Genomic DNA, 21,185 nt, shown 5'->3' with positions numbered 1-21,185 from the left:
CTTTCCAGATCGTCCGCCACGTCCACAATGCCTGTGCCCCCGCCTTTCAGCTTTCCACGGAAAAACATCAGTTCCGCGAACAGGACCATCATGAGACTTTCAGGGAACGGATTGCGGTGCGTAAGGGGAGGGCGGGAGGTTTTTGTCGGCCTTGATGTGGCGGCGGAGTCGGGCCGTGCGGTGGCGATCACCGGCCCCAACGGCGCGGGGAAAACGTCCCTACTACGGCTGCTGGCCGGGCTGTTGGCCATGGCGGGCGGATCGATCGGCCTGGAGGGTGGCGATCCCGAGCTGACGCTGCCCGAACAGGCGCACTACCTCGGCCATCGCGATGCTTTGAAACCTGCGCTCACGGTCAGCGAAAACCTGTCGTTCTGGCGGGACTTCCTCGGCGGCGGAAAATCTGGCGAATCGGATGCGCTCGCGGCGGTCGGACTCGATCATGTTGCGCATCTGCCGGCAGCCTATCTCTCGGCGGGACAGCGGCGACGACTCTCGATTGCCCGGCTGCTGGTGGTCAAGCGCCCGGTCTGGCTGCTGGACGAGCCCACCTCGGCCCTCGACGTCACCGGCCAAGCCGCTTTCGCCGCCATCATGACCGGCCATCTCGCGGGCGGCGGCATCATTCTGGCCGCAACCCATACGCCGCTCGGCATTGCCGTGCAGGAACTGCGGATCGGGGGGATGGCATGACCGCCCTCTCCGCCCTGGTCCGCCGGGATATTCGCGTCGCGCTGCGCGTTGGCGGCGGCGCGCTGATCGGCGTGCTGTTTTTCCTTATCGTCGTGGTGCTGATGCCGTTCGCAGTCGGCCCCGATCTCGCGCTCCTAAAAAAACTCGGCCCCGCGATTCTCTGGCTCGGCGCGCTGCTCGCAAGCCTGCTGACGCTTGATCGCCTATTCACCGCCGACCACGACGATGGTTCGCTCGACCTGATCGTCATGAGCCGCACGCCGCTAGAGCTGGCTTGTGCCGCGAAGGCGTTGGCGCACTGGCTGGCGGTAGGATTGCCGCTGGTCGCCGCAACGCCGATCCTGGGACTTCTGCTCAACCTCGACGCCGTCGCGACCGGCGCCGTGGCGCTGACGCTCTTTGCAGGAACGCCCGCGCTCACTTTCACCGGAATGATCGGCGCCGCCCTAGCCGTCGTCTTGCGTCGCGGCGGGCTACTGCTCTCGGTGCTGGTCCTTCCGTTGTCGATCCCGGTACTGATCTTCGGCGTCGCCGCTTCTAACGCTGCGGTGTCCGGACCATCGCCGTTCGGCACGCCGTTCTCGATTCTGTGCGCGCTGTCGCTGGCGAGCCTTGTGATCGGCCCTTTTGCCGCCGCCGCCAGCCTGCGGCACGGACTGGATTGAGGCTATTGAGGCAGCCGATCAATTTTTGCTCAGGAAAGAAACCGAGCGCAAATCCGCATTGCCTGACGTAGCTACGGCGACTATCAGTGGTGCCATGACCCTGATTGATCTCGCCAACCCCTCCCGGTTTCTCACGCTTGCCGGCCGGATTCTGCCGTGGCTCGTGGCCGTTACCGCGCTCGTGCTCGCGATCGGCCTGTACCAGTCCGCCATCGCGCCCGACGACTACCAGCAGGGCGCGACCGTGAAAATCATGTTCATCCACGTTCCGAATGCGTGGCTGTCGATGTTCGTGTGGGGTGTGATGAGCATCGCCGCGCTGGGCACGCTGGTGTGGCGGCATCCGCTTGCGGACGTCGCGGCCAAGACCGCCGCTCCGATCGGCGCAGCCTTCACCTTCCTCGCACTGTTGACGGGATCACTGTGGGGCCGGCCGATGTGGGGCACCTATTGGGAATGGGATGCGAGGCTGACCTCGGTGCTGATCCTGTTCCTGATGTATCTCGGCCTGATGGCGCTATGGCGCGCGGTTGAGGATCCCTCGCGCGCCGCCCGCGCCGCCGCGGTGCTGACGCTGGTCGGGTCGGTCAACATCCCTATCATCAAGTTCTCGGTCGACTGGTGGAATACGCTGCATCAGCCGGCCTCGGTTATCCGCATGGGTGGTTCGACACTCGACCGCTCGTTTCTGATCCCCCTGCTGGTGATGGCGATTGGATTTACGCTGCTGTTCCTGACGCTGCATATCGCGGCGATGCGGAATGAGATCCTGCGCCGACGCGTGCGCACCTTGCAGATGCTGCAAGCCAGCAAGTCGGCGGCGTGACGATCATGACGCTCGGTCCTTATGCCTCTTTCATCGTAACCTCCTATGTATCGGTCGCAACCGTGGTTGTGGCGCTCATTGTCTGGGTGATCGTGGACTACCGTCGTCAGAAGACGCGCCTGCGCGGCCTTGAAGCCGCGGGCGCCATCAGGCGATCGGGGCGCAGCGCTGCGGAGGTTCAATGACCGACCCCGCAATTCCGTCGGCCACCCCCAAACGACGTTGGTTGATGGCGCTGCCGCTGGTCGTCTTTGCCGCACTGGCACTCTTGTTCTGGTTCCGACTCGGCGACAGCGACATTTCGCGAATCCCCTCCGCGCTGATCGGCCGTGCCGCGCCCAAAACCACGTTACCGCCGCTATCCGACCTCGTGGCGGATGGCAAGCCGGTGCCGGGGATCGACCCCACAACCTTCGTGGGCAAGGTCAGCCTGGTGAATGTCTGGGCTTCCTGGTGCGTCCCCTGCCATAGCGAGGCGCCGCTGCTGACCGAGTTCGCCAAGGACCGGCGCGTGCAATTCGTCGGCATCAACTACAAGGACGCCCCCGAGAACGCCCGCCGCTTCCTCGGCCGCTACGGCAACCCGTTCGACGTCGTCGGCGTCGACAGCCATGGCAGGGCCTCGATCGAATGGGGCGTCTACGGCGTGCCCGAGACCTTCGTGGTCGCGCGCGACGGCACCATCGCCTACAAGCTGGTCGGGGAAATCACGCCCCAAAATATCGAAGCGGTGCTGAAGCCGGAAATCGAAAAGGCCCTGAAGGCGGGCTCGTAACATCGCTTTGTCGTCGCGACGAAGACACCGCGAGAATATTCAGGGCATTTATCCGCCGTTCATTTGACGGCCATGCCGCCGCCGCAAATTCCCAGCTAACTTGGCGTCGCCAGCAAACACCCGCTCAGGGAGGTTTTCATGCGCCGTTACACGCTCGCCTCGATCACCACCGCCGTTCTTGCGCTCGGTCTGCTTGCTTCCTCACCATCAATGGCCCAGTCGTTTCAGCCCGCTCCCCACTCCGACAGGACGGCGCCTGCCAGCAAGATGGCGCCCGCGAAATCCGACGTGGAGAAGCTCGACATCAACACCGCGACCAAGGAAGAACTGATGGCCTTCAAGGGCATCGGCGACAAGTATTCCGACAAGATCATCGCCGGCCGTCCTTACGCCAAGAAGGACCAGCTCGTCTCCAAGAAGATTCTTCCCGAAGCGACCTACAAGAAGATCTCCGACCAGATCATCGCTTCGCAACCGAAGTAAATCACGCCTTCGTTGCAGATTGCTCTCGCAAGCCGCGAAGGATGAAAGCGATTATCCTTTCCCGATATCGCCTTCCCTCGCGTCGCTGGCCTCGAGCGTGGCGGGCTCCAGCTGATAGCGTTTGGTCAACGGCATCTGCATCATCGCGAAGATCATGGTGAGCGGGACCGCGCCGAAAACCTTGAAGTTGACCCAGACATCCGTGCTTTGGGTACGCCAGATGAATTCGTTCAGGATCGCCATCGCGAAAAAGAACAGCGCCCAGCGCAGCGTCAACAGCCGCCAGCCGCGCGGCGTCAGATTGAACACCTGATCGAACATGATGGCAATGAAGGAGCGGCCGAACAGCAACCCGCCGCCGAGCACGCTTGCGAACAGCCCGTATATGATGGTCGGCTTTACCTTGATGAAGGTTTCGTCGTGCAGCACCAGCGTCAGCGTACCGAACACGATGACGATGCCCCCCGTGACCAGGGCCATCAGCGGAATATGTCGGGTCACCGCATAGGAGGCGATCATCGCCACAGTGATCGCCACCATGAACGCAGCCGTTGCGACGAACAGGTTAAACTTCGCATTGGCGGCGAAGAACACCAGCAGCGGCCCGAGTTCGGTCGCAAGCTTGAACAGCGGGTGCGGTTGCTTCTTGTCCATCCATCCTGCCTGTTGTAACCGTCCGCGAAAGCGGATGATCCGATATTCCGAACGGTTTCGATATCCCGTCGACGCGGGTATGACAAAAAAACTAAGCCTCGATCCCTGCGACCGCACGCGCGAAATCGCGTGCGGTAAACGGCGCGAGATCGTCGATGCTCTCGCCGACGCCGATGAAATGTACCGGCAATTTATGCTTCTCCGCCAGCGCCACCAGAATGCCGCCGCGGGCGGTGCCGTCCAGCTTGGTCATCACGAGACCGGTGACCCCGGCAGTGCGATGAAACGCCTCGACTTGCGACAGCGCGTTCTGTCCGACGGTGGCGTCAAGCACCAGCAGCACCGCATGTGGGGCCAATGCATCGACCCTCCGGATGACGCGAACCATTTTTTCAAGTTCGTTCATCAGTTCCGCCTTGTTCTGCAGGCGGCCCGCCGTATCGATCAGCAGCACATCGCGTTTCTCGTTCCGCGCCTCCGTCAGCGCGTTGAACGCCAGACTGGCCGAATCCGACCCCTGCGCGCCTGCGATGACCGGCGATCCGGTCCGCTCACCCCAAACCTTCAATTGTTCGATCGCCGCAGCCCGAAATGTGTCGCCGGCCGCCATCATCACCTTGCGGCCCTCGGCGGAAAATTTCGCCGCAAGCTTGCCGATGGTCGTCGTCTTGCCCGAGCCGTTGACGCCCACCACCAGAATTACGAAGGGCTCTAACGTGTCGTCGATGACCAGCGGCCGCGCCACCGGAGCAAGAACCTTTTCCACTTCGGTCGCGACGACCGCCTTCACCTCATCGGCGGAAATCGCCTTGTCGTAGCGTCCCTCGCCGACCGCCGCCGCGATGCGTTCGGCGACCGCGGTTCCAAGATCGGCGCGCAGCAGCACGTCCTCGATGTCGTCGAGCATGGCGCGGTCGAGCTTGCGCTTGGTGACAAGATCAGCCACTGCGGTCCCAAGCGAAGTCGAAGTCCGCTTGAGGCCGCCGGACAGCCTACGCCACCAGCTTTGTTTCGGTTTGTCCTCGGTGCTGTCGCTCATTATGGAGGTGTGTTAGCCGTTTCGACCTGCGAGCGAAAGGGTTGAGCGGCCCGATGCCAAAAAGCTGCGATTTTCGGATGAGGCTATGCCGACATCGGAATTAAAGTGAGCCATGGATACAGCACAGCCGACGCCGGAGGAAATCCAGGCCCGCGTGCTCCACCGCGACGGGTTGATGCTGGTGATCGACAAGCCGGCCGGCATCCCCGTGCATCGCGGTCCCAAGGGCGGCGCCAACCTCGAAGCGTCGTTCGATGCGCTGCGGTTCGGCCTGCCGCGACCGCCGGTGCTTGCCCATCGGCTTGACCGCGACACATCGGGCTGTCTGGTGCTCGGACGCCATCGCAAGGCGACGGCTTCGCTCGGCTTGCTCTTCAAGCACGGCAAGGTCTCAAAAACCTACTGGGCCGTGGTCGAGGGCGGCCCTACTGATGACGAGGGCACCGTCGACATTCCGCTCGGGCGGCTGAACGAAGAACGCGGCTGGTGGCAGAAACCGGATCCGAACGGGTTGCCGTCGGTCACGAAATGGAAAGTGCTGGGGCGGTCTTCTCCTGACGCCTCCACCGTCGCGGCAACAGGAGTTCAGTTCACCTGGCTATCGCTGGAGCCGGTTACCGGCCGCACCCATCAACTGCGCGTCCATTGTGCGGCGATGGACTGGCCGATCGTCGGCGACACCATTTACGGAACCGAGGCCAGTTTACGCCGCCTGCGAAACGAACAATACATCCCGCGTTTCGGCGAGCCTAGCCTTCACCTGCATGCGCGCGAGATCGCGATTCCCCTTTCGAAGAACAAGCCGCCTGTCGTGGTCACCGCGCCGGTGCCGGCGCATTTGCACGCGTTGCTCAAGGTCTGCGGTTGGAGCGGGCAGTAAAAGTAAAGGCCGACTGGCAGTCGGGCTGTCAGTCAACGGCCAAGTTCTGTGCATTCCTGGCCGGGTTGGAACTTCAGCGCCGACGATGGCAGGCTGGCTATAGCTCCACGGGAACTCGTCGCGGGGCGAAACCACGACAATTCACCTTGAATCCGTCGCGTTCCTGCTTCATATGATAGCACGACCTTGAAAGATATCAGGTCACTGCGAGCCGCGTGTTCTGAGCCCGTCCGACGGTTTCTGGCTTGCCCTTTCTCTAGCTAACCTCATCGACGCCCCAAACACGCGGGTGTCACAGACGCCCTGGTACGCTCCGGCCGATGTGGCCCGGGCGCCTGGTCGCATAATGGAAAGAAACAGCCTTTTGTCTACCTTTCAGGATTTCGGCCTTGCCGATCCGATTTTGCGTGCGCTCGCGGAAGAAAACTATCTGACGCCCACGCCCATCCAAGCTCAAACCATTCCTCTTGCCCTTACGGGACGCGACATTGTCGGGATTGCGCAGACTGGCACCGGCAAGACGGCGGCCTTCGCGCTGCCGATCTTGCATCGGCTGCTACAGAATCGCATCAAGCCGCAATCCAAGAACTGCCGGGTTCTGGTGCTCAGCCCAACGCGCGAGCTTTCGGGCCAGATCCTCGAAAACTTCAACGCCTACGGCCGTCACATGCGCCTGACTTCGGCTCTCGCGATCGGCGGCGTCCCGATGGGACGGCAGGTCCGCTCTGTCATGCACGGCGTCGACGTCATGGTCGCTACGCCAGGACGCTTGCTCGATCTCGTTCAAAGCAACGGGTTGAAACTCGGCCAGGTCGAATTTCTCGTGCTGGACGAAGCCGATCGCATGCTCGACATGGGCTTCATCCACGACATTCGCAAAGTCATCGCCAAGCTGCCGATGAAGCGGCAAACGCTGCTTTTCTCGGCCACCATGCCAAAGGACATCGCAGAACTCGCCAACCAGATGTTACGCGATCCGGCTCGCGTCGCGGTAACACCGGTCGCCTCGACCGTGGACCGCATCGCCCAACGCATCATCCAGGTCGATCATGCCAACAAGTCCGCGTTCCTAGCCCAGTTCCTGAAGCAGGAGCCGGTCAACCGGGCGTTGATCTTCACGCGAACCAAGCACGGCGCCGACAAGGTCGTGAAAAGCCTTGCCAAGTCCGGCATCCAATCCAACGCGATCCACGGCAACAAATCGCAGAACCACCGCGAGCGCGTGCTGGCGGCGTTCCGGACCGGCGAGATCCGGACGCTGGTTGCGACCGACATCGCGGCGCGGGGCATCGACGTCGACGGGATCAGCCACGTCGTCAATTTCGACCTTCCGAATGTCCCGGAGACCTACGTCCATCGCATTGGCCGCACCGCGCGCGCAGGCACCGAAGGCGCGGCGATCTCACTGGTCGCCGGAGCGGAAGAAATGGCCTATCTCCGCGATATCGAGAAGCTGATCCGCGTGGCGCTGCCAAGAGAAGATCGCCGCACACCCGGGCAGCGCGAGTCCGCGCCGGCTCAGCAACAACCTCGCAGCGGACGCCCCGCACCCCACGGTCATGCGACCAGAGCGGACACCGCCGCTCCCGGCGCAAAAAGCCCGCGCCGTCGCCGCCGTAATGGCAAGGGGACGCCGCAAACAAACCGCCGATCGGAGACCGCCCGGCAAGAGCCTTCCCGTTCATCACAGGGGAGCAAGGCCGACGGGATACAGGGGGTTGCGTTCCTGCATCGCAAAAGTCGGCCGGCGCGCCTTAAATCCAACCAGCCGCCTCAGCGCTAGCGGGTGAATGTGACGTTTGCTATCCACTCGCGGCAAGTCGATAAGAGAATGCCGATCCAGAGATCATTTGCAGGACTCCTGTGCAGGACTCCTGCCCGACGGATGCAAATGCTAGAATCGCAAGACCAGAGCGGGCGAGCAAGTAGCGGTTTTCCGACCCTTCCCGCTTATCAGAATATCGGAATCGATCACGGTCATGGTTTTGGATCGCTTCGATCCACCATCATCGTGATCTAGTGAACCGCCACTCGATCCGGAGAAACTCATGGCGAAAGAAGAACTGATCCAGTTCGAAGGACTGGTTACCGAAATTCTGCCCGACGCCCGCTATCGGGTGCAGCTCGATGCGGGACACGAAATCGTTGCCTATACCGCCGGCAAGATGAAAAAAAATCGGATCAAGACGCTGGCGGGCGACCGCGTCACCATCGAGATGTCCCCCTACGATCTGGAGAAGGGACGTCTGATCTTCCGGCACAAGGACGAGCGTCCCGGTGGCCCGCCGCGCAGCGGCCCACCGCGCGGTGGCCAGTTTCGCCGCAGATAACCCCTTCTCGGCGTGGGGGAGACCGCTCGCCGATAGGGGCCAAAGGCCCGGCGACGCACCTTTAAAAAATCCTGCACGTCAGGATTGTTTCGGAGCTTACCTTCGAATAATATAGGGTTAGCGATTTTCGGCCGGACGACATTAGCTACCACCGGTATAGCCGGTTTAGACGCTGACGACCCTTCCAAAAATCCAATCTCACCAGCCCGCCAAAAGCGGGCTTCGACATACGTACTTGATAAAGGGACTACCCGTGAGCATGGGAACCGTGAAGTGGTTTAACGCAACCAAGGGCTACGGCTTCATTCAACCTGACGATGGCGGCAACGACGTGTTCGTTCACATCAGCGCGGTTGAGCGTGCCGGACTCGGAACGCTGCGTGAAGGACAGAAGATCAGCTACGAAATCGTCGCTGATCGCCGTTCTGGAAAATCTTCAGCCGACAATCTCCGCGCGGCTGGTTAGGCAGCGACCCGCTCCTGTTGATAACCAAAAGATAACATCAGAAAAAAGGCCGCGCCCTCAGCGCGGCCTTTTTTTGGTTTGTGACGATACCTTGGAGTTGTCGCGTAACTTCAATTGGTCGGGCAAGAAGGAAAATTGCCCGAGGGCGGCGTGGGATAGATGACGCAGCTGAACTTACGCGGGCGGGTATAGGTGGTGTCGCTCAGCTTGATGCCGGCCTTCGAGATGACGTAGCCGACGATCGGCTGATAGAGGTAGCTGACCTCGCTGAAGATCAGGTACTGATTGGGGAGCACGTTACCCGACGAATCCCGCCCGATGAGGCCTGCGGGAATGCCGACAGTCGACCCTGTACCTCGCGGCGCTTTACCCTGGCTCCATTGCACCCGCGCCACCGAAGACGCAGGATCAATATACAACTCCGAAATCGTAGCCTGAACCGGTGCCGAGGGATAGGGCCACATGATGCCGTAGCCGGCCGCCAAAAAATTCGTCACATCGGCATCGTTAACCGCCCTGGACTGCGAGGTGAGATCGGACAGCGTGCGCGCGACCAGCGTGACCTTGCGCTTGACAGCCACGCCTGATGACACATCGATGGTCCCGAACAGCATCACCAGCATCATCGGCACGATCATCGCAAACTCGGTCGCTGCCATGCCGCGCGAATCCCGCCGCAGCGCTGCGGCCGTACGTCTGAGGCAAGACCGGATGTTCGAGCCATTTCCGTTCCGACCAAATCGGAACGAGGCTCCCGATTCTTGTTTTGACGCGTTGTCTTCACGCGAACCGGCATCCACTTCGCTCGAAAACACTCTCAACATCGGCTTCACATTCTCAATTCGTATACACTGCCGTTCCCGCATCGATCATCAGGATGATGGTGTCGGGGTCGGATAGGGCTCGTTCTTGAAGGCGGCCGTCGCCGACAGCAGCCGCTTGTTGTCGCCTAGGTTGGCGATGTTGTAACCGAGCCCCGTGACATACAGCGGCCACTGATAGAACAGCCGCACGACGACGATGTCTCCCGGACCGCCGGGGTTGTATCTCGTGTTATTGAAATCTCCGCTCGAGACCGGATCGGAGATCGCCACGCTCCCGAATCCGGACGGGTAGCTCTGGACATCGACAAAGATGCCGTTCTCACAGTCGAACAGAACACTGGCGTACTTGCAGACGATGTTGGCCTTGAAACTCTGTTTCGTGAGATTGTTGATCTGCGCCTGGCCGGTCAGGATCGTCCGCGCGGAGTCCTGCAAGGCGGTCTCAAGGCTCTGGCTCGCAAAAAACACCATTCCTGTCTCGATGATCGCGAACAGGAGCGCGAAGAACAGCGGCGCGACGAGAGCAAATTCCACCGCCGCGGATCCGCGCTGATTGCGGCGAAACCGAGCCGCGCTTGCGGCTGTGGACCTGAAGCGGAGAAACGGCGACATCGTGAAATCCTTGCACACGGCGGGATTTATCTACCGTCAAGGACTAGCCGAAACTGATTGTTGAAGTGTTTCGTCAGATAGGAGCAGAATGCCCCTCGCCGTATACCAGATATTAACCGATTCAGTATCCGTGAAGGAATGCTGCCAGCAAAGCTGGAAGCCAGTCATTAATCGGCGTTCTTATTTTGTGGAGGTGCCGCCGGCCTGCGAACTCAGGTTGCTGGCCTGATCCATTGTCGCCTTGAAGTAAGCGGTGCTGTCCCCGAGGGTGACCCGCTTCTGGCAAATCGGCATGCAGCTATACGATTCACGCTCCAGGCCCCGATAGACCGTCACCACCTGATCGCTTGGCCCTTCGACCTGAATGACGCGATCGACCAGAATGCTTCCAGCGCGGTCCATCGCAATCATGTTGGTTGCGCCATAACCCTTACCGGTCACGACAACGAGGCCGCCAGGCTGCAGGGTAACGTCGGCAATTAGCGGGTTACCGACCACAATCGTTGCGATATGCCCGGGCAGCCTGACCAGCTTCGCCTGGTCGACATTGACCGAAATCGGCTCACTGGTCACTTCGGCGGGAGCCGCCACCGGACCAAACAAAATTGCCGCTGCGAGCGACATGCCGATGACCGAAGCAGGCGAAGGGCCGCGCAGGGACTTAAACCACATACTCTACTCCGGAACGCACAGGGGCCGAAAAGGACAATGCCAACACTGCCGGCCACGACGTGAAATTTGCCGTTAATTGATGAATGAACTGCAAACGCGTACCAGGGGAACGTGCCGGCGCCTCGCTTTCGGACGGAGGGCGATCTGCAGAAGCCGCCGCCGCGAACATGCTCCAGCGCGACTTCTAAGTAGAGCGCATTTTTATAAACCTCCCTTAAATATAAATTCACTCTGAGACACACACAGCCGGTTATGACTCTGTTTTATTCAATCGAATTAACTGCGCTGCAATTGTCCCCTCATACGGTGGCGCCATGGTCACGGTGCTGAGAACGCCGTTTGGACCAGTGTAGTTCGACAGCCACGTGAGCACATGGAGCCAGTTATGAAGACCCTTTTTTCCCGTTTTCTGAAGGATGAGTCCGGCGCGACCGCCATCGAATATGGCCTCATCGCCGCCGGCATTGCCGTCGTGATCATCGCCGCCGTCAACGCGGTCGGAACCAAGGTGAACACCGCGTTCGAGAGTGTCAGAGACAATATGAAGTAAGCGAAAACCTTCCGGTTTTGCGATCGAAAAGGTCCCGGCATGCCGGGACCTTTTCTGTTCCTACTTCCCTTCTTTTTCGCGCAGCCACGATCATGTCCAGACCTTCCGTGCCCAAGACGCATTCTTCGCCCTATGATGAGCCAACGAAACGGGCGATCCAAACCATTTGCATGGCACTCACCATCGCCGTCATTGCTATTGCAGCCAGAATTATCGCTGTATGGCCATGACCTTTCTCATTTCCAGAATGTTCACATCGGACGGCTACGATCGGACTCCATAACGGATTACGCCGTAGAGGAAATCGGGACTGGTATCTCCATGGCACTCGATGTCGCACGATTGCTGTTATTCCCCGCCTTGATGGCGTTCGCGGCCGCGAGCGATCTGCTTACCATGACGATCTCGAATCGAGTCTCGCTGCTTTTGGTAGCCGGCTTTCTCGTGATGGCTCTCCTGAGCGGCATGGGACTTCACGAGATGCTATCCCATGCGGGAGCGGGGCTGGCGGTTCTCGTTGTGGCCTTCTCCTGTTTTGCGATGGGTTGGATCGGCGGCGGCGACGCCAAGGTGGCCGCAGCGGCCGCCCTCTGGTTCGGCTTCGGACATACGCTGGAGTACCTCGTCTATGCTTCCCTGCTCGGCGGAGTTCTGACGCTATCGCTGCTCCAGTTCCGGCAATGGCCCTTGCCGGCATTGCTTTGCAGTCAAGACTGGCTTCTCCGACTGCACGGCAGGGATACAGGAATTCCCTATGGCATCGCGCTCGCCTTTGCCGCTCTGCTGATCTATCCGGAGACCGACTGGATACGTGCAGTCGATCTGACGCGCTTTAGTTTCCAGTGATCGCGCACAAGCAACATCTCATTAACGCGATTTAGATACGCCTCATTAACCATGCTTTGACGAATAAATGTTCAACTCCCGTTACGGCGACGCAAGCGCGGCGCCGTAACGTGGAAAATCAAGCGCATGAATACCGCACGCATTGTCGTTCTGACTATCGCAGTCGGCGCTGGCGGCCTCGCCGCCTACCTCGCGAGCGGATCCGACAAGAAACCCGAACCCGCTCAGACGGTACAACTCCCGACCGTCGATGTCCTGGTTGCGAAGTCCGACATCCCGCTCGGCCAGGCGGTCACCGCAAGCGACGTGGCATGGCAGACCTGGCCAGCGGATAGCGCCAGTAGCAGCCTCATTCGCCGCGACCGACGTCCGGACGCCACCACGCAACTCGAGGGGTCGATCGCCCGCTCGCCCTTCATCGCCGGAGAGCCCATTCGCGAACCCAAGCTCGTCAGCGCAAAGGGATCCGGGTTTATGGCGGCGATCCTGCCAACGGGGATGCGCGCGATTTCGACCGAAATTTCGCCGGAGACAGGAGCTGGCGGCTTCATTCTTCCCAATGACCGCGTCGACGTGATCCTCTCGAGGCGGGAGAAAGACGCCGATCATCCGAGCGGGGATTCCGTCAACTCGGAGACCATTCTCAGCAACGTGCGCGTTCTCGCGGTCGATCAGACCATCGAGGAGAAGAACGGGCAAAAGGTCGTGGTCGGCAGGACCGCGACGCTCGAATTGAAACCGGAGCAGGCGGAGACGCTGGCGCGGTCGCGCCAGATGGGAACGCTGTCGCTCGCGCTACGCAGCCTCGCCGACGCCAATGCCCCGGAAAGCGACACCGATGATCGGAGGCGCGACAGCATCAATGTCGTCCGTTACGGCGTTCCGTCTCAAACCACCGTGCAGAGGTAATGAGGACGCCCGTCATGGAATGGACGACAAAACCCACATCAGTACGGGCCTTTGTGTCACGGTCATTCGCCTTCGCAGCAATTGGCGCTTTCACGCTGAACCCGGCGCTGACGCCGGTGTTCGCGAGCGATTACCGCGTGTCCGCCGCAACGGCCGGCGCAAAGATGTCCGCGCAATCTCTCTCGCTCGGTATCGGTAAATCGGTGGTCGTGGATTTGCCCCGCGATGTGAAGGACGTTCTGGTCGCCGACCCGAAGATCGCAAATGCCGTGGTGAGGTCAGCGCAACGCGCCTACATCATCGGCGCGGCAGTCGGTCAAACCAACATCATATTCTTTGACAGCAGCGGCCAGCAGATTTCGGCTTACGATATCGCGGTCACGCGCGACCTAAACGGCTTGCGCGCCGCGCTCAAGCAGCTTTTGCCGAATGCCGCTATCAAGGTCGATGGCTTGGGTGACGGAGTCATGCTCTCAGGATGGGTGTCGAGCCCGATCGAGGCGCAACAGGCTGGCGATCTCGCCGCGCGTCTCGCCGACGGCGCACAAAAAGTCGTCAACAATATCGCCGTCCGCGGCCGCGACCAGGTCATGCTCAAGGTCACGGTCGCCGAAGTCGCTCGCACCATCATCAAGCAGATGGGCATCGACCTCACCGCCAACATGAACTACGGCACCGCAGTCGTGAACTTCAGCAATTCGAATCCGTTCACCGCTCTCGGTAGGCCGCTTGTAACTGGAAATGGTCTTACCGGATCCTCCGGCTTGACAAATCTCCTGCCTGGGCAGGCCGGCTATCCTGGTGTGGTCCCGAGCGTACAGGCCACGCTTCGCGCCATGGAAAGCGCAGGTGTGATCCGGACTCTCGCCGAGCCGAACCTCACCGCGATATCCGGTGAGTCGGCAACGTTCGTCTCGGGAGGCGAGTTTCCCATTCCAGCGGGCTATTCATGCGATCCCGCAACCCGGGTCTGTTTGACGCAGATCAGATTCAAGAAGTTCGGCATCTCGCTAAATTTCACGCCGGTGGTACTGACCGAAGGCCGGATCAGCCTGCGGGTGATGACCGAGGTTTCGGAACTGTCGAGCGAGAACTCGATGACGATAACCCAGACAATCGGCAACTCACTCACCGTCCCATCGATAAGAACCCGGCGCGCGGAAACGACACTGGAGATTCCGTCCGGCGGCTCGATGGCCATGGCCGGCCTGATCCAGGAGCAGACCAAGCAGGCCATCAATGGCTTGCCCGGACTCACCCAGCTGCCGGTCCTCGGATCGCTGTTCCGCAGCCGCGACTATGTCAACGGACAGACCGAACTGGTGGTCCTCGTAACTCCCTATGTGGTGCGCGCCGTCGCACAAAAGGATCTGTCACGGCCCGATGACGGTTTCGCCGACGCATCCGACCCGCAGTCCGACCTCCTGGGAAGCATCAACCGCATCTACGGCGCTCCGGGTCGTGCCGAACCCGCGCGTAACTATCGCGGCACCTACGGCTTCATCACCGACTGAGGCTGGCAAGGAACGAAACGATGACATCCGCAGATTCCGCCGAACGCCGCAGCCTTCGCATGGCCGTCCTCGTCGCCGGCCTTACCGCCGCGCTTGGCGCCTGCACTCATACAGGTCCGGTGGAAACCACCGCGAGCATTCCGAACGATTATCGCTTGCGGCATCCTATCGCGATCCAGGAAACCGACCAAACCGTCAATATCTTCGTCGGCAACACACGAGGCGGCCTGACGGCTCCGCAGCGCGCAGATGTCATCGGGCTTGCGAGCGTCTGGCTCCGCGAGGGAACCGGCGCCATTATCGCTGAGGTACCCACGGGCACCAGCAATGCCCAGGCGGCGGCAGATTCATTCAAGGAGGTGCGTTCGCTGTTGAACGCAGCCGGGGTGCCGCCACGCGGGATCATCGTCCGGCAATACCACCCCGCCGATCCGCGCCTGTTCGCAACCATTCGCCTGACCTACCCGCGAATCGGCGCCGTGGCAGGCCCGTGCGGTGTCTGGCCTGACGATCTCGGCCCTTCGATCAAGAACAGGGGCTATCTCGATAACAAGCCTTACTGGAATTTTGGGTGCGCCACTCAGCGCAACCTTGCATCGATGATCGACAATCCATCGGACCTCGTCCAGCCGCGGCCCGAAACCCCGCCCTACACGGCTCGCCGCACGGAAGGTTTTGAAAAGTATCGCAAGGGCATGACCACCGCGACGGACTATCCCGAAGCCGAAAGAGCCAAACTCAGCGACACAGCCAAATGATCAGTTACGCTCGCCAGGACGCAGACTCGACCGCATCCCTTCCGCCGGGCGCGGAGGATCATATCGCACCGGCGCCGCGCGTATCGGTGCAGGTCTTTTGCGAGACGATGGAAACAGCCACGGCCGTTCAAGCCGCCGGCGAGGACCGCCGGCTGGCCAAGGCTCACCTCAAGATCCAGATGGGCGGCATGGCCGCTGCGGTGGAAGCCTATCGGTCGGCGCCGACACCGAACGTCATCATTCTCGAGACCGAAGAGCGCGGCGACATTCTGGCGGCACTCGACCACCTTGCGACCGTGTGCGACGCAGGCACGCGCGTTATCGTGATCGGCCGCATCAACGACGTGACGCTGTATCGCGAGTTGGTCAAGCGCGGCGTCAGCGATTATGTCATCGCGCCCGTCGCTCCCATCGACATCGTACGCTCCGTTTGCGGCTTGTTTTCAGCCCCGGAAGCGAAAGCGGTCGGCCGGGTCATCGCAATTGCCGGCGCCAAGGGCGGCGTCGGCGCCTCGGCGATCGCCCACAATGTCGCCTGGGCCATTGCACGCGATCTGGCGCTCGATTCCGTTGTCGCCGACCTCGACCTCGCTTTCGGTACCGCTGGGCTCGACTTTAATCAGGACCCATCTCAAGGTATCGCCGATGCCGTCTTTTCGCCGGACCGTGTCGACACCGCTTTCGTCGATCGCCTGTTGTCGAAATGCACCGATCATCTGAGTCTGCTCGCCGCGCCGGCGACGCTGGACCGCGTCTATGACTTCGGGACGGAAGCATTCGATTCGACCCTTGATACGCTGCGGGCGACGATGCCCTGCATCGTGCTCGATATTCCGCATCAATGGTCGGGCTGGACCAAGCGAGCCCTGATCGGAGCAGACGATATCCTCATCGTCGCGACACCCGATCTCGCCAGCCTTCGCAACACAAAAAACCTGTTCGACCTGCTGAAGGCCGCGCGGCCGAACGATCGACCTCCGCTGTATTGCCTCAACCAGGTCGGGGTTCCAAAGCGGCCGGAAATCAACGCCAGTGAATTCGCCAAGGCCATTGAGAGCCAGCCGATCGTCAGCATCCCGTTCGACCCACAGATGTTCGGGTCGGCCGCGAACAACGGCCAGATGATCGCGGAAATCGCGCCGAACCATCGCACTACCGAAATGTTCCTGCAGATCGCCCAACGCCTGACCGGCCGCGGCGAAGCGAAAAAGCCGAGAAAATCGTTCCTGCCGCCATTCATCGAGAAGTTGCGGGCAAAATAAGTCATTGCGTGGAGTACCGTCGTGTTTGGCAAGCGTAGCGGACCAGAGGATAACGCCCGGAAGCTGGCGGGCCTGACGGAGATCACACCGCCCGCCCCGCTTGCGCAAACGTCCACGGAAATCGCTCCGCCCAAAGTCTCCTCACCGCAGCTCGCGCCAACACGCCCGGCGACCCAAACGCCGACCATCGATACCCGCCGGTCAGACACCTATTACCAGGTCAAGGCCACCATTTTCGGCGCGCTGATCGAGGCCATCGATCTCGCTCAGCTCGCCAAGCTCGACGGCGAATCCGCGCGCGAGGAAATTCGCGACATCGTCAACGAGATCATCGCGATCAAGAATATCGTGATGTCTATTGCCGAGCAGGAAGAACTGCTTGACGACATCTGCAACGACGTTCTCGGTTATGGCCCGCTCGAGCCGCTCCTGTCCCGCGACGATATCGCAGACATCATGGTCAATGGCGCCGGCACGGTCTTCATCGAAGTCGCAGGAAAAATCCAGCGAACCGGAATCCGGTTTCGCGACAACCAACAACTATTGAACATCTGTCAGCGCATCGTCAGCCAGGTTGGCCGGCGGGTCGACGAATCCTCGCCGATATGCGATGCGCGTCTTGCCGACGGATCCCGCGTCAACGCCATCGTCCCGCCACTCGCGATTGACGGACCCGCGCTGACGATCCGCAAGTTCAAGAAGGACAAGCTGACCCTCGACCATTTGGTAAAGTTCGGCGCCATCACCCAGGAAGGCAGCACGATTCTTCAAATCATCGGTCGGTGCCGTGCCAATGTGCTGATCTCGGGCGGCACCGGCTCCGGCAAGACCACGCTGCTAAACTGCCTCACCAACTATATCGACCACGACGAACGCATCATCACCTGCGAGGACGCGGCCGAGCTTCAGTTGCAGCAACCGCACGTCGTTCGGCTCGAAACCCGTCCGCCGAACATCGAGGGCGAGGGTCAGGTCATGATGCGCGACCTGGTCCGCAACTGCCTGCGCATGCGCCCCGAACGCATCATCGTCGGCGAGGTTCGCGGACCGGAAGCGTTTGACCTGCTACAGGCAATGAACACAGGCCATGACGGCTCGATGGGCACACTGCACGCGAACAATCCGCGCGAAGCGCTATCTCGCTGCGAGTCGATGATCACAATGGGCGGCTTTGCGCTGCCTTCGCGGACAATCCGCGAGATGATCTGCGCCTCGATCGATATCATCATCCAGGCCGCACGGCTGCGCGACGGCTCGCGGCGCATCACTCACATTACCGAGTTGATGGGGATGGAGGGCGAAACCATCATCACCCAGGATATCTTCGTCTACGACCTGCTTGGCGAGGATGCCAACGGCAACGTGATCGGCCGGCACCGTTCGACGGGAATCGGCCGGCCACGATTTTGGGAACGCGCGCGGTACTATAACGAAGAGAAGCGGCTCGCAGCCGCGCTTGATGCGTCGGAAGTCAAGGTCGAGATTTGAGGACGCGCGCTCATGAGCTTGCAGATACTGGCCTTGGCATTCATGGCTGCAACCGCAGTGGGCGGCGTCGCATGGGTTTTCCTGTATCCGACGCTGTCGGGCGAGGTGAAGGCGGAGAAGCGCCGAGCCGCGTTCGCGCGAACCAATCCGGATATCCGACAAGTCGATAGAACCCAGCGCTCGCGCCGCGAGCAGATCGAGGGATCGCTACGGGAAATCGAGCAACGCCAGAAAAGCGACAGAAAAGTCACCCTCAACCATCGCATCACACAGGCGGGCCTGTCATGGTCGAAGGAGAAGTTTCTGATCGCTTCCGGCATTTTCGCCCTGATCTGTTTCGCCGTTCCAATGATTTGGGGAGCCGGACCGATTGCGGCGGTCGGCCTGGCATTCGCGGCAGGCTTCGGTGTGCCGCGCTGGCTCCTCGGATTTCTCAAGAATCGCCGGGAGACTAAGTTTCTGCAGGCTCTTCCCGATGCGGTGGACGTGATCGTCCGCGGCATCAAGGCCGGCTTGCCGCTGTTCGAATCGCTCAAGGTCGTCGCCACCGACTCGCCGGAGCCGTTAAAAAGCGAATTCCGAGCCATCATCGAAACACAGGCGATCGGCATGCCACTCGGCGAGGCCTGTTCGCGATTGTTCGAACGCATGCCGGTGCCGGAAGCGAACTTTTTCGGGATCGTGATTTCGGTCCAGCAGAAATCCGGCGGCAACCTGTCGGAAGCACTCGGCAACCTGTCCAAGGTGCTGCGCGACCGCAAGAAGATGGCCGAGAAAATCCAGGCCATGTCGATGGAGGCCAAGGCGTCCGCCGCGATCATCGGCTCGCTACCCCCGATCGTCATGCTGCTGGTCTATCTATCCACGCCTGACTACATCGCGACGCTGTGGACCCATCCCACCGGGCGGCTAATGCTGGCCGGCTCCGTGCTGTGGATGTCGGCCGGCATCTATGTGATGAAGAAAATGATCAATTTCGATTTCTGACGGTGCAACATGCTCGAGTTCCTGATCGAGAAACTCCACGACCCGCGGTTCATGACGATGGTCCTCGCCGCCATCGCCGCCAGCGCGACGGTCTACACGCTGGTCACGCCTTTTCTTGCGACGGATGGCTTTACCAAGCGGATGAAGGCCGTCGCCAGCGAGCGCGAGCGCATTCGGCAGCGGGAGCGCGAGCGGCTCGCGAAATCCGAAAAGGTCTCTCTTCGTCAAGCACCGAAGCAGTTCGTCTCGAAGATCGTGGACGATCTCAATCTTGGGAAGTGGGTGGCTCAGGAGGCCGCACGCGAAAAACTCGTCATGGCGGGATATCGCGGTCAGGCTCCTTACATCACCTTTCTATTCTTCCGCATGGTCACCCCGATCGTGATGCTGATCGGAGCGATCATATACGTTTTTCTGCTATCGCACACGCAGCAGTCCACCCCTATCAAGATCGGCATCTGCATCGGCGCCGCGTTCTTGGGCTTGCAGGCGCCAATGCTGTTTCTGAAAAACGCCATTACCAAGCGCCAGCTCTCGATCAAGCGAGCTTTCCCCGACTCGCTCGATCTGCTGCTGATCTGCATTGAATCCGGCATGTCCATCGAAGTCGCGTTTCGCAAGGTCAGCACGGAGATCGGCAGCCAGTCGGTCGCGCTGGCAGAAGAATTTACTCTGACCACAGCAGAACTGTCGTACCTTCAGGACCGCAAGATCGCCTACGAGAATCTGGCGAACCGCACCGGTGTCGAAGGAGTTAAATCGGTGTGCCTCGCGCTCCAGCAGTCAGAGCGATACGGCACCCCGCTCGCGCAAAGCCTTCGCGTCATGGCGCAGGAAAATCGCGATATGCGCATGAACGAGGCCGAGAAGAAGGCCGCCGCTCTTCCGCCCAAGCTGACGGTCCCGATGATCGTGTTCTTCCTGCCCGTTCTGTTCGTGGTCATTCTCGGACCGAGCGGCATCAAGATCGCAGCGCAAATGCACTGAAGGCTTTGCAGAACGGCGGTTTAAGAGACCGGCCCGTCCGACCGTGGATAGCTTTCCGCCCGTGATCTGCGAGAGTCTTGCCTGACAGCATCAGCCGCACCGACCCGCGCGTTGGCGCCGCGCCCGAGCATCTGCTTCAGATAGGCCACGTTCGCCGCTGCTTCATCGACGGGCAGATCGGCCTTCACGATACCCTCGGCTTCGTCGAACCTGCCCTGCAATCCGACGACCAGAGCCAGGTTCTGCCGGATCCGGCCATCGGCCGGAGCGCCGGCATAAGCACGACGCAAGGTCTCCTCTGCTTTCGGCAACTCCTTGGTCAGGACATACGACATTCCGAGATTGGACAGCACCGAGGGCTCGTCGGGCACGATTCTGAGCGCGCTCGCGTAATAGCGGCGCGCATCCTCGTGACGGCCGAGCTTGTCGAGCGTCGTCCCCTGGACGGAAAGAATCCGCCAGTCCGGATTCGCAGGCGTGTGCGCCCGGCCGAGAACATCGAAGGCTTGCTGCGACTGCCCGTTGTCAGCCAATGCCCGACCCCAGCTGGCAAGCACCAACTTGTTTCCAGGATTGAGAATCGCGGCGCGCTCCAACACCGCGGCCGCCTGAGCGCGCTGCCCGATGGCGCGCAATGCCGCTCCATATTTCAGGGCTGCGTCGACATCCTTGGGGTTGGCGTGAAACTTCTCGCCATAAAGTTCGGCCGCTTGATGAGGATCGGTTTCGGAATTTGTCGCGGATTTTGTGCCGAGCGAGCCGGTGACATCACGCATGCCCGCGGTCTGACAGCCGGCAAGACCGGACGCCAGCATTGCCGTTACGGTAGCGGATGCGAGAAGCCTAGCAAGGCACGACTGCTGACGCATGGCACTTTCACTCGCAATTGCGGCTGATCGAAAGTTGGGCCACTTCAGCAATAGACTGTTAACCCTAACGTCTGGTTAACTACTCCGACTGGCGCC

At 60.8% G+C, this 21,185-nt stretch carries 25 protein-coding genes; 19 read left to right on the top strand and 6 right to left on the bottom strand.

Features of this window, described 5'->3' with window-relative positions; translation table 11 throughout:
* The first annotated feature begins 90 nt into the window (after positions 1-90).
* The 6 genes from ccmA (at position 91) to ACZ5IL_RS02105 (ending at position 3,442) form a co-directional block, all read left to right on the top strand.
* The gene (gene ccmA / locus ACZ5IL_RS02130) at positions 91-693 is read left to right on the top strand and encodes a heme ABC exporter ATP-binding protein CcmA (RefSeq protein WP_464594875.1); all 603 of its coding nucleotides are present in this window, start codon (positions 91-93) and stop codon (positions 691-693) included.
* Entirely contained in the window at positions 690-1,358 is a 669-nt protein-coding gene (gene ccmB / locus ACZ5IL_RS02125; RefSeq protein WP_464594874.1) for a heme exporter protein CcmB, read from the top strand. The genes ccmA and ccmB overlap by 4 nt, the downstream gene beginning before the upstream one ends.
* Before the next feature lie 94 nt (positions 1,359-1,452).
* On the top strand, positions 1,453-2,184 hold the full coding sequence (locus ACZ5IL_RS02120) for a heme ABC transporter permease (RefSeq protein ID WP_079445372.1): 732 nt from the start codon (positions 1,453-1,455) through the stop codon (positions 2,182-2,184).
* A gap of 5 nt (positions 2,185-2,189) precedes the next feature.
* Positions 2,190-2,369, top strand: a complete 180-nt coding sequence (ccmD, locus tag ACZ5IL_RS02115) for a heme exporter protein CcmD (protein ID WP_464594872.1) — start codon at positions 2,190-2,192, stop codon at positions 2,367-2,369.
* Complete coding sequence (locus ACZ5IL_RS02110) at positions 2,366-2,959, top strand: DsbE family thiol:disulfide interchange protein (RefSeq protein WP_464594870.1); 594 nt, start codon at positions 2,366-2,368, stop codon at positions 2,957-2,959. Before ccmD ends, ACZ5IL_RS02110 begins: the two co-directional genes overlap by 4 nt.
* 138 nt (positions 2,960-3,097) lie before the next feature.
* On the top strand, positions 3,098-3,442 hold the full coding sequence (locus tag ACZ5IL_RS02105; RefSeq protein WP_464594869.1) for a ComEA family DNA-binding protein: 345 nt from the start codon (positions 3,098-3,100) through the stop codon (positions 3,440-3,442).
* 51 nt (positions 3,443-3,493) lie between these two features.
* On the opposite strand, the gene ACZ5IL_RS02100 is transcribed toward ACZ5IL_RS02105, so the two are convergent.
* Positions 3,494-4,096: a septation protein A gene (locus ACZ5IL_RS02100; RefSeq protein WP_079445369.1), complete on the bottom strand. Its 603-nt coding sequence runs from the start codon at positions 4,094-4,096 to the stop codon at positions 3,494-3,496.
* Between the two features lie 91 nt (positions 4,097-4,187).
* The gene (gene ftsY / locus ACZ5IL_RS02095; RefSeq protein ID WP_464594867.1) at positions 4,188-5,135 is read right to left on the bottom strand and encodes a signal recognition particle-docking protein FtsY; all 948 of its coding nucleotides are present in this window, start codon (positions 5,133-5,135) and stop codon (positions 4,188-4,190) included.
* Positions 5,136-5,247: 112 nt separating this feature from the next.
* On the opposite strand from ftsY, the gene ACZ5IL_RS02090 reads away from it, so the two are divergent.
* From ACZ5IL_RS02090 to ACZ5IL_RS02075, 4 genes are all read left to right on the top strand, one after another.
* Positions 5,248-6,015: an RluA family pseudouridine synthase gene (locus tag ACZ5IL_RS02090; protein ID WP_464594866.1), complete on the top strand. Its 768-nt coding sequence runs from the start codon at positions 5,248-5,250 to the stop codon at positions 6,013-6,015.
* Positions 6,016-6,361: 346 nt separating this feature from the next.
* On the top strand, positions 6,362-7,798 hold the full coding sequence (locus ACZ5IL_RS02085) for a DEAD/DEAH box helicase (protein ID WP_464594864.1): 1,437 nt from the start codon (positions 6,362-6,364) through the stop codon (positions 7,796-7,798).
* 265 nt (positions 7,799-8,063) lie between these two features.
* Entirely contained in the window at positions 8,064-8,345 is a 282-nt protein-coding gene (gene infA, locus ACZ5IL_RS02080; RefSeq protein WP_011313644.1) for a translation initiation factor IF-1, read from the top strand.
* Positions 8,346-8,598: 253 nt separating this feature from the next.
* Complete coding sequence (locus tag ACZ5IL_RS02075) at positions 8,599-8,811, top strand: cold-shock protein (RefSeq protein WP_002714433.1); 213 nt, start codon at positions 8,599-8,601, stop codon at positions 8,809-8,811.
* A gap of 110 nt (positions 8,812-8,921) precedes the next feature.
* Here the strand turns inward: ACZ5IL_RS02075 and ACZ5IL_RS02070 are convergent, their stop codons facing one another.
* The 3 genes from ACZ5IL_RS02070 to ACZ5IL_RS02060 form a co-directional block, all read right to left on the bottom strand.
* Positions 8,922-9,470 (bottom strand): TadE/TadG family type IV pilus assembly protein, encoded by a 549-nt coding sequence (locus tag ACZ5IL_RS02070; protein WP_464594862.1) that lies wholly within the window; start codon positions 9,468-9,470, stop codon positions 8,922-8,924.
* A gap of 213 nt (positions 9,471-9,683) precedes the next feature.
* Positions 9,684-10,247 (bottom strand): TadE/TadG family type IV pilus assembly protein, encoded by a 564-nt coding sequence (locus ACZ5IL_RS02065; protein ID WP_464594860.1) that lies wholly within the window; start codon positions 10,245-10,247, stop codon positions 9,684-9,686.
* A 180-nt stretch (positions 10,248-10,427) separates the two neighbouring features.
* Positions 10,428-10,919, bottom strand: coding sequence for a pilus assembly protein N-terminal domain-containing protein (locus ACZ5IL_RS02060; protein ID WP_464594859.1), 492 nt, complete (start codon positions 10,917-10,919; stop codon positions 10,428-10,430).
* Positions 10,920-11,304: 385 nt separating this feature from the next.
* Here ACZ5IL_RS02060 and ACZ5IL_RS02055 point away from each other — a divergent pair, with 385 nt between their 5' ends.
* The 9 genes from ACZ5IL_RS02055 (at position 11,305) to ACZ5IL_RS02015 (ending at position 20,220) form a co-directional block, all read left to right on the top strand.
* Complete coding sequence (locus tag ACZ5IL_RS02055) at positions 11,305-11,469, top strand: Flp family type IVb pilin (protein ID WP_464594858.1); 165 nt, start codon at positions 11,305-11,307, stop codon at positions 11,467-11,469.
* Positions 11,470-11,790: 321 nt separating this feature from the next.
* Entirely contained in the window at positions 11,791-12,315 is a 525-nt protein-coding gene (locus ACZ5IL_RS02050) for an A24 family peptidase (protein ID WP_464594856.1), read from the top strand.
* Between the two features lie 126 nt (positions 12,316-12,441).
* Positions 12,442-13,224, top strand: coding sequence for a Flp pilus assembly protein CpaB (gene cpaB, locus ACZ5IL_RS02045; RefSeq protein ID WP_464594855.1), 783 nt, complete (start codon positions 12,442-12,444; stop codon positions 13,222-13,224).
* A 14-nt stretch (positions 13,225-13,238) separates the two neighbouring features.
* Entirely contained in the window at positions 13,239-14,738 is a 1,500-nt protein-coding gene (locus tag ACZ5IL_RS02040; protein WP_464594854.1) for a type II and III secretion system protein family protein, read from the top strand.
* A gap of 20 nt (positions 14,739-14,758) precedes the next feature.
* Positions 14,759-15,496, top strand: coding sequence for a CpaD family pilus assembly protein (locus tag ACZ5IL_RS02035; protein WP_464594853.1), 738 nt, complete (start codon positions 14,759-14,761; stop codon positions 15,494-15,496).
* Positions 15,493-16,758, top strand: coding sequence for an AAA family ATPase (locus ACZ5IL_RS02030; protein ID WP_464594852.1), 1,266 nt, complete (start codon positions 15,493-15,495; stop codon positions 16,756-16,758). The genes ACZ5IL_RS02035 and ACZ5IL_RS02030 overlap by 4 nt, the downstream gene beginning before the upstream one ends.
* Before the next feature lie 81 nt (positions 16,759-16,839).
* Entirely contained in the window at positions 16,840-18,246 is a 1,407-nt protein-coding gene (locus tag ACZ5IL_RS02025; protein ID WP_374708850.1) for a CpaF family protein, read from the top strand.
* Positions 18,247-18,258: 12 nt separating this feature from the next.
* On the top strand, positions 18,259-19,233 hold the full coding sequence (locus tag ACZ5IL_RS02020; protein ID WP_464594850.1) for a type II secretion system F family protein: 975 nt from the start codon (positions 18,259-18,261) through the stop codon (positions 19,231-19,233).
* A 9-nt stretch (positions 19,234-19,242) separates the two neighbouring features.
* Positions 19,243-20,220: a type II secretion system F family protein gene (locus tag ACZ5IL_RS02015; RefSeq protein ID WP_464594848.1), complete on the top strand. Its 978-nt coding sequence runs from the start codon at positions 19,243-19,245 to the stop codon at positions 20,218-20,220.
* 20 nt (positions 20,221-20,240) lie between these two features.
* On the opposite strand, the gene ACZ5IL_RS02010 is transcribed toward ACZ5IL_RS02015, so the two are convergent.
* Complete coding sequence (locus tag ACZ5IL_RS02010; protein ID WP_464594847.1) at positions 20,241-21,089, bottom strand: tetratricopeptide repeat protein; 849 nt, start codon at positions 21,087-21,089, stop codon at positions 20,241-20,243.
* Positions 21,090-21,185: the final 96 nt, after the last annotated feature.

The sequence above is a fragment of the Nitrobacter sp. CN101 genome, assembly GCF_055390255.1.
The sequence above is the reverse complement of the archived record's forward strand: the minus strand, read 5'-3'. Positions and strand labels throughout refer to the sequence as shown.